This is a genomic window from Methylobacterium oryzisoli (assembly GCF_046557895.1).
GTDB classification, from domain to species: domain Bacteria; phylum Pseudomonadota; class Alphaproteobacteria; order Rhizobiales; family Beijerinckiaceae; genus Methylobacterium; species Methylobacterium oryzisoli.
On record NZ_JBKIBX010000058.1, the window covers coordinates 20,056 to 28,725 of the forward strand.

General features: G+C 70.4%; 6 protein-coding genes and 1 pseudogene. 5 read left to right on the top strand and 2 right to left on the bottom strand.

The window, feature by feature from the left end:
• The first annotated feature begins 366 nt into the window (after positions 1–366).
• The 3 genes from ACKUB9_RS31035 to ACKUB9_RS31045 are packed head-to-tail and all read left to right on the top strand — an operon-like array spanning position 367 to position 4,815.
• Positions 367–2,643 (top strand): ATP-binding protein, encoded by a 2,277-nt coding sequence (locus ACKUB9_RS31035; protein ID WP_407530519.1) that lies wholly within the window; start codon positions 367–369, stop codon positions 2,641–2,643.
• A 1-nt stretch (position 2,644) separates the two neighbouring features.
• The gene (locus ACKUB9_RS31040; RefSeq protein WP_407530521.1) at positions 2,645–3,106 is read left to right on the top strand and encodes a response regulator; all 462 of its coding nucleotides are present in this window, start codon (positions 2,645–2,647) and stop codon (positions 3,104–3,106) included.
• Positions 3,103–4,815 (top strand): response regulator, encoded by a 1,713-nt coding sequence (locus tag ACKUB9_RS31045; RefSeq protein WP_407530522.1) that lies wholly within the window; start codon positions 3,103–3,105, stop codon positions 4,813–4,815. The genes ACKUB9_RS31040 and ACKUB9_RS31045 overlap by 4 nt, the downstream gene beginning before the upstream one ends.
• Before the next feature lie 37 nt (positions 4,816–4,852).
• Here ACKUB9_RS31045 and ACKUB9_RS31050 read toward each other — a convergent pair whose 3' ends face one another.
• Complete coding sequence (locus ACKUB9_RS31050; protein ID WP_407530524.1) at positions 4,853–6,133, bottom strand: glycosyltransferase family 4 protein; 1,281 nt, start codon at positions 6,131–6,133, stop codon at positions 4,853–4,855.
• Positions 6,134–6,140: 7 nt separating this feature from the next.
• On the bottom strand, positions 6,141–6,941 hold the full coding sequence (locus ACKUB9_RS31055) for a class I SAM-dependent methyltransferase (protein WP_407530526.1): 801 nt from the start codon (positions 6,939–6,941) through the stop codon (positions 6,141–6,143).
• 392 nt (positions 6,942–7,333) lie between these two features.
• On the opposite strand from ACKUB9_RS31055, the gene groES reads away from it, so the two are divergent.
• Together groES and ACKUB9_RS31065 are read left to right on the top strand one after the other, a co-directional pair.
• Complete coding sequence (gene groES, locus ACKUB9_RS31060; RefSeq protein WP_407530529.1) at positions 7,334–7,621, top strand: co-chaperone GroES; 288 nt, start codon at positions 7,334–7,336, stop codon at positions 7,619–7,621.
• A gap of 94 nt (positions 7,622–7,715) precedes the next feature.
• Positions 7,716–8,670: pseudogene (locus tag ACKUB9_RS31065) on the top strand (TCP-1/cpn60 chaperonin family protein); the annotation flags it as partial.

Genomic DNA, 8,670 nt, shown 5'->3' on the forward strand with positions numbered 1-8,670 from the left:
ATGGATCGATGGCTCATCAGGCAGCAGAGCGGCGTGCGCTGCAGGATGGACCGGGTCACGCCGAAGGCCCACTCATGCAGCGCGATGTCGGACCCTCGCGACGAGCCACGGCCCGGACGATACCCGTCTTTCCGCCGTTGTCGAAAGGGTTCAACTGGTCGAGCTTGCGTTGATGCCGGCAAATCAGACCCGCGAGCGGAGCCGTTTTGCAGTGCCGATCGCCGATTCAACCTAATCGTTAGCGGACCTATGCGCATATCGGCGCCGCGCCGCCCGGCGGTGTGACCATGCCGTTATCCGTCCAGGTCGCCTCGGCCGCGGTGTCGCGGTATGGTTCGCCCGCGAGGGCGAAGCGGGAGGTCCGGATTGGGTTCGAGCGCACGGTCGCTGCCAGCGGCACACCTGACGGCCTGTGACCGGGAACCGATCCACATCCTGGGGACCCTTCAGCCCCACGGCTTCCTCCTCGCCCTCGGGGGGCCGGACCTGCGCGTCGTCCAGGCGAGCGCGAACGTGCCCGACCTGCCCGACCGGCCGGCCGCGGAGATCCACGGCAGGCCGCTGCGCCGTGCCTTTCCGGAGGTCGCCGAGGCCGTCGAGGCATATCGGGCGCTTCCGCCCGCCCGCGCCGGCGCCAGCTACCTCGCCAGCGTGACGCTCGACACCGGCGAGGGATTGCGCTCCTACGACCTGGCCGCCCACCGGTCCGCCGACCTGATCGTGCTCGAATTCGAGGAGGTCGCGAGCGAGGCCGCCTCTCACCAGGGCCTCGACGCGCTCTATCCGCGCCTGAGCGCGTTCGTGGAGGGGCTGCACGCCGCCGCCACCGTCGCGGACCTCTGCGCGCTCCTCGCCGCCGACATCCGCCACATCACCGGCTTCGACCGGGCCCTGGTCTACCGGTTCGACCGGGACTGGCACGGCACGGTCGTGGCCGAGGACGGCAACGGCGTGCTGCCGTCCTACCTCGACCTGCGCTTCCCCGCCTCGGACATCCCGGCCCAGGCGCGCGAACTCTACCGGCGCAACCGGCTGCGCATCATCCCGGATGCGGGCTACGCGCCGGTGCCGATCCTGCCGACGCTCACGCCCGCGACCGGCCAGCCGCTCGATCTCAGCCAGTCCGTCCTGCGCAGCGTCTCGCCCGTGCATGTCGAGTACATGCGCAACATGGGCACGCAGGCCTCCATGTCGGTCTCGATCCTGGTGGACGGGACGCTCTGGGGCCTGATCTCCTGCCACAACAAGGCGCCGCGGCGCGTCCCGCTGCAGGCCCGCAATGCCTGCGACTTCCTCACCCGCATCTTCGCCCTGCAGCTCGCCGCCAAGGAGCGCGGCGCCCTGGCCGAGCAGCGCATCCGGCTCGGTGCGATCCAGGCCCGCCTGCTGGGGTTCATGGCGGAGGAGGAGCAGTTCATCGACGGGCTCCTGAAGCACCCGGAGGACGTGCTCGCGCTGGCCGAGGCCGCAGGCGCCGCGATCGTCACGGCCGGGACCTGCCGGCTGCTCGGCGTCACCCCGTCCGAGAGCGAGGTGCAAGGCATCCACGACTGGCTGTCGCGGCAGCGCCACGAGGGCGAGGTTTACGCCACCGACGCCCTCGGCGAGGTCCACCCGCCGGCCGCCGCCTTCGCGGACCGCGCCAGCGGCCTGCTCGCCATCTCGATCTCGCAGCGCTACGCGAGCTACGTGCTGTGGTTCCGGCCCGAGGTCGTGCAGACCGTGAAGTGGGGCGGCAACCCGAACAAGGCCGCGGTCCAGGATCAGGCTGGGGGCGAACGCCTCCATCCGCGCCAATCCTTCGAGATCTGGAAGGAGACGGTGCAGGGCCGCTCCCTGCCCTGGTCGGTGGCCGAGATCGATGCCGCCAAGGACCTGCGCGCGGCGGTCCTCGGCATCGTGCTGCGCCGCGCCGAGGAACTCGCGGCCCTGAGCGAGGAGCTGCAGCGCTCGAACAAGGAGCTGGAGGCCTTCTCCTACTCGGTGAGCCACGACCTGCGGGCGCCGTTCCGCCACATCGTCGGGTACTCGGAGCTGCTGCGGGCGCGGGAGGCCGACCGGCTGTCCGACAAGGGGCGGCACTACGTCGACACCATCGTGGAGGCGGCGCTGTCCGCCGGCCGGCTGGTCGACAACCTGCTCTCCTTCTCGCAGATGGGGCGGAACGCCCTGAACCGCGTCTTCGGCGACATGAACCTGCTGGTCGAGGAGGTGCGCCGCAAAGCGATGCGGGACGTAGGCCCGAACCGCGTCATCCACTGGCAGATCGGCTCGCTCGGCCGGGTCTACGCCGATCCGGTCATGCTGCGGCTGGTGATCGAGAACCTGCTCTCCAACGCCATCAAGTACACGCGCGACAGGCCCGAGGCCGTGATCGAGGTGGGGCGCGCCCCGGACCGCGACGGAGAGGCCGAGTTCTTCGTGCGCGACAACGGCGTGGGCTTCGACATGGCCTACGTGGGGAAGCTGTTCGGCGTCTTCCAGCGACTGCACCGGGTCGAGGAGTTCGAGGGCACCGGCATCGGGCTGGCCAATGTTCGGCGCATCGTCGAGCGTCACGGCGGCCGCACCTGGGCGGAGGGCGGCCTCGGGACCGGCGCGACCTTCCACTTCACGCTACCGTTACGCGAGAGCGCGCGCTGACATGGCCGACCTGAAGCCGATCCTCCTCGTCGAGGACAACCCGAACGACATCGAGCTGACGCTCGCCGCGCTGGAGCAGAGCCAGCTCGCGAACGAGATCGTGATCTGCCGCGACGGCGCCGAGGCCCTCGACTACCTGTTTCAGCGCGGTAGCTACGACCGCGACGACGTGGTGGAGCCCGCCGTGGTGCTGCTCGATCTCAAGCTGCCCAAGGTCGACGGCCTCGAAGTGCTCGCCGCGGCGAAGGGCGACCCGCGGACCCGGGCGATTCCCGTGGTCATGCTGACCTCCTCGCGGGAGGAATCGGACCTCGTGCGGTCCTACGAACTGGGGGTGAACGCCTTCGTGGTGAAGCCGGTCGGGTTCAAGGAGTTCTTCGGCGCCATCCAGGACCTGGGGGTGTTCTGGGCGGTGCTGAACGAGCCGCCGCCGCACAGGGGAGGCTGGCCATCGAATTCGTGACGGACGGCTCCCCGGACCCGCTGCGCATCCTGCTGCTCGAAGACAGCGACCTCGACGCGGAACTGCTCGCGGCTTTCCTCGATGATGCGGGCCCGCGTTACGTCCTCGACCGGGTGATGACCCGCGAGGCCTTCACCGCAGCCGTGGTCGAGCGCCGCCACGACCTGATCCTGGCCGATTACGTCCTGCCGACCTTCGACGGCCTCAGCGCGCTCGCCCTCGCTTGCGCGCACTGCCCCGAGACCCCGTTCGTCTTCGTCTCCGGCACGCTCGGCGAGGAGGTCGCCGTGGAGGCGCTCAAGAACGGGGCGACCGATTACGTCACCAAGCAGCGCCTCGACCGGCTGCCGCGTGTCGTGGTCCGCGCCCTCTCGGAGGCCCGCGCCCATGCCGAGCGGCGGGCGATGGAGCAGGCCCTGCGGGCGATGAACGACACGCTCGAAGCGCGGGTGGCGGAGCGGACCCGGGAGCTCTTCGAGGCCAACGCGGCGCTGCAGGCGCAGATCGCTGAGCGCGAGCGCGTCGAGGAGGCCCTGCGGCAAGCCCAGCGCCTGGAGGCGGTGGGGCAGCTCACCAGCGGCGTGGCGCACGACTTCAACAACCTGCTGACGGTCATCGCCGGCAACATCGAATTCCTCGAACGGGCGGTGTCGGACGAGAAATCCCGGCGCCGGCTCGACACCATGCGCGGCGCGACCGAGCGCGGCGCCCGGCTGACCGCGCAGCTGCTGGCTTTTTCGCGGCGCCAGCGGCTCGAACCGGTCCCAGTGCAGTTGAACCGGACGGTCGCCTCGATGCGCGACCTGCTGCAGAGCTCCATCGGCGGGGCGGTGCGCATCGAGATGACGCTGCAGCCGGACCTGTGGCCCGCGCTCGTGGACGCGACGCAGATCGAGCTGATCATCCTCAACCTCGCCATCAACGCCCGGGACGCGATGGCGGTCGGCGGTTGCCTGACCATCGAGACCGCGAACGTGCGCCTCGCCGCGCCGCCCGCGCGCCCCGAGGAGCCGCCGCCGGGCGACTACGCCATGGTGGCGGTGAGCGACACCGGCACCGGTATCCCGCCGGAAATCCTCACCCGGGTGTTCGAGCCGTTCTTCACCACCAAGGAGGTCGGCAAGGGATCGGGCCTCGGCCTCGCGCAGGTCTACGGCTTCGCCAAGCAGTCGGGCGGCGGCATCCGCATCGACACCGAAGTCGGGGAGGGCACCACGGTGCGGGTCTACCTGCCGCGGGTCGCCGCCGAGGTGCCCGAGCGGCCGGCCCGGCCCAGCGAGGCCGAGTGCCCCTCCGCCCACGAGCCCGGCCACAGGCCAGTGCTGCTGGTCGTCGACGACGACGGCGCCGTGCGGGAGATCACCGTCACCAAGCTCACGGAAGCGGATTACGAGGTGCGCGAGGTGGGTTCCGGCCTCGCGGCCATCCACACCCTGGAACACGACCCCTGCTTCGACCTCGTGATCGTCGACTTCGCGATGCCCGGCATGAACGGCGTGGACGTGGCCGCCGAGATTGGGCGGCGCTGGCCGACGATTCCCGTGATGTTCGTGACCGGCTACGCCGACCAGAGCGCCCTGACGCGGGAGGGCATCGGCGAGGACCGGATCGTCCAGAAACCGTTCCTCGACGGCGAACTCGAACGCAAGGCCGCGGCGATCCTAGAGGCGGGGCCGGTCGCGGGCCTGAGGCTGGTGTCCAGCCGCTGAACCGCGCCCGCACGGTGCCTTCGGCGCGGGGGCGCCCTCAGCGAACGGCCGGGACCGCGCCCGTCGCGATCGCCCCGGCGCGCGGGCGCGCCGCGCGGGACGCGGACGGGCTCACGGCCACCTCGCCGTAGACGCGCTCCAGGCCGTCGAGGTGCCGCTCCATCGTCAGGGGATCGGCCCAGAACAGCGCGTAGGCCGCCTGCGCCATCCGGCGCGCCGTGGCATCGTCGGAGAGCCGCAGCATCGCCCCGGCGAGGGACGCGGCATCGCCCGAGCGGAACCACAGGCCGCTCTCCCCGTCGCGCACCGCCTCGCGGCCGGCGCAGAGGTCGCTGACGATCACGGGCGTCCCCATCGCCAGGGATTCCAGCACCGTGAGCGGCTGGCCCTCGTACCAGACGGAGGGGAAGACCAGGGCGCGCGCGGCGCGCAGAGTTTGCTTCACCGCGGCGGGGTCCTGCCAGCCGGCGAAGCGCGCCTCGGGATAGGCCGCCTCCAGCTCCGCCCGCTGCGGCCCGTCGCCGACGAACACCGCCCGCAGGCCCGCCCGCCGCGCCGCCTCGGCGAAGAGCCGCGCCCCTTTCTCGGGGGAGAGGCGGCCGACGAAGACGAAATCGCCGGAGGCGCCGTCCGGCTTCGGGCCGAGGGGCTCGGCGTCGATCGGGTTCGGCACCTCGTAATGGGGAAGGTCCGCCGGCAGGTAGGGGGCGGTGACGTCGCGCTGGAGACGGCTGATGGTGAGGAGCGCGGACAGTCCCTCGATCAGGCCGGTCCGCTGCATCAGCACGTGGCGGCCGACGCGCATCAGCTTGCGGGCGTAGCTGCGCGAGTCGCAATTGTGCGCGAGGCAGGCGGCCGAGAGCGGGGCGCGGTGGCAGGCCGCCGAGACCGGATAATCGTAGAAGCCGCCGTTCGGGCAGGCGAGATAGTATTCATGCAGCGTCAGCACCGCCGGGACCGGGCTCGCCCGCAGCACCGGCCCGAGCGAGGGCGAGAGCGCCTTGGCCCAGGCGTGGACGTGCACCACGGTGTCGTGCGGGTCGCAGGCCGCCAGCAGGTCGCGCAGAGCCGCCGCCGCCGGCCGGTTCCAGAGCCACTGCACGCCGAAGGCGGCGAGGGAGCGGGTCTGCGCCACGTCGGTCTGGCCGAGCACGATCACCTCGATCCCGGCCGCGGCGAGGCGCGGATCGGCGGGTCCGACCGCGGCGAAGTACACCACGCGGTGGCCGCGGCCCGCGAGCCCGAGCGCGCTCTCGATCGCGACCTTGGTCTGGCCGCCGTTGATGGCGGCGTGATCGGCGACGACGACGATCTTCATCGCGGCCTCACTTGCGCACGATCACGTAGGCGAAGCTCGTGAAGGTGCGCCAGTCCCGGGCGCGGGCCAGCGCCGTGAAGGCGGCGTCGACCTGCCGGAGGCCCGGCACCTTCCAGAAGTAGCTGTAGCCGTAGAAGGGCAGCACCACGACCTCGCGGAAGCCGATCTCGTGCAGGAGCGGCACGAGGACCCGCTCGCTGCCGCGGCAGAGCGTGTAGTGGGCCGGGAATTTCGGGTTCTCGCCGCCGTCCCGCCGGTCGGGAAAGACGGCGTGCAGCACGGCCCGCGACAGCCGCTCGGGCATCAGTTCGTTCAGCACGAAGGGCGGGGCGAACAGGGTGGGAAAGAAGCTCAGGGCCGCGCCGCCGGGCCGCAGCACCGCGTGCACGTTGCGCCACATCTGCGCGACGTCCTCCACGTGCTCCATCACCATCCGGCAATAGGCGAAGTCGAACCGCTCCCGGCCGACCCGCTCGATCGTGCCCGGCGCGGCGATGTCGCAGCACAGCTTCGAGAAGGCGGCGGGCGCCAGCGCCAGTTCGGTCTCGGAGATGTCGTTGATGGTCACCCGGATGTCGTGGCGCGCGAGGTCCGCCTCGCTGAACACCGGATCGCGCCCGCCGCCGATCTCCAGGTGGTCGCGCAGGCCGTAGGCCTGGGCGAGCGCCAGCAGTATCGGCTTGTAGCTCTCCCAGCTCCAGTTCCAGTCGGGCGAGTAGCCCAGCGCCTCGGCGATCTCGCGGAGGCCGGGCTCGGGCGGCAGGATTCCGGCCGGTCGCGCCGTGGAAAAGTCGTGTCGGACGTTCATCAAGCAATCCTTCAGCATCAGGCGCGGCGGCGCGCGCCCGAACACGCCGAACTCCGCGCGACGATGCTCAGCATCCATTGCGAAAGGATTGAGGGGACCCGGCAATGTGTCGGGACGGGCTCAGAACCAGCCCTTGACCCGGAAGTACAGGGCCGGCGCGAAGGCGCTCGGCGCGATCAGGACGAGGCCGGCCGGCGCCTCGGTGCAGTCGATCTCGGCCCGCCTGTGCACGAAGGCGGCGCCGAGGCGGACGAACGCCTTGACTCGCCGGAAGGGTCCGCCTATCTCGCGGCCAGCGGTTAGCACTCTCCTGGTGGGAGTGCTAACAGCCCCGGCAGGCGCCTCGCCGCCGCACCAAGCGCAAGTCCTTGTGGGAAGCAAGAGGGCAGCTCATGCAATTCCGTCCGCTGCACGACCGCGTGGTCGTCCGTCGCATCGAGAGCGAGGAGAAGACCAAGGGCGGCATCATCATCCCGGATACCGCCAAGGAGAAGCCGCAAGAGGGCGAGATCGTCGCCGTCGGCCCGGGCGGTCGGGACGAGACCGGCAAGATCACCCCCCTCGACGTGAAGGCCGGCGACCGCGTGCTGTTCGGCAAGTGGTCCGGCACCGAGGTCAAGATCGACGGTCAGGACCTCCTGATCATGAAGGAATCCGACATCATGGGCGTCCTCGCCTGAGGGCGGCCCGAGAGGTCAGTTTCGCGTCCGGCCGCCGCGCCCCGTGAGGGCGCCGCACGGACGACATCCCTGAATCGTTGAGAGAGGATTGGACATGGCAGCGAAAGACGTTCGTTTCGCCTCCGACGCTCGCGAGAAGATGCTGCGCGGCGTCGACATCCTGGCGGATGCCGTCAAGGTCACGCTCGGCCCGAAGGGCCGCAACGTCGTGATCGAGAAGAGCTTCGGCGCGCCCCGCATCACCAAGGACGGCGTCACCGTCGCCAAGGAGATCGAGCTTTCCGACCGCTTCGAGAACATGGGCGCCCAGATGGTGCGCGAAGTGGCCTCGAAGACCAACGATCTGGCGGGCGACGGCACCACCACCGCCACCGTGCTGGCCCAGGCCATCGTCAAGGAAGGCGCCAAGTACGTCGCCGCCGGCATGAACCCGATGGACCTGAAGCGCGGCATCGACCTCGCGGTCACCGCCGTCGTGAAGGACATCCAGGGCCGCTCCAAGAAGGTCTCGGCCTCGGAAGAGATCGCCCAGGTCGGCACTATCTCGTCGAACNGGTCACCGCCGTCGTGAAGGACATCCAGGGCCGCTCCAAGAAGGTCTCGGCCTCGGAAGAGATCGCCCAGGTCGGCACTATCTCGTCGAACGGCGACAAGGACATCGGCGCGATGATCGCGCAGGCGATGCAGAAGGTCGGCAACGAGGGCGTGATCACGGTCGAGGAGGCCAAGACCGCCGAGACCGAGCTCGACGTCGTCGAGGGCATGCAGTTCGACCGCGGCTACCTCTCCCCGTACTTCATCACCAACGCGGAGAAGATGATCGCGGAGCTCGAGGATCCCTACATCCTCATCCACGAGAAGAAGCTCTCCTCGCTCCAGGCCATGCTGCCGGTGCTCGAGGCCGTCGTTCAGACCGGCAAGCCGCTGCTGATCGTCGCCGAGGACATCGAGGGCGAGGCGCTGGCCACCCTGGTGGTCAACAAGCTGCGCGGCGGCCTGAAGGTCGCGGCCGTGAAGGCGCCGGGCTTCGGTGACCGCCGCAAGGCCAT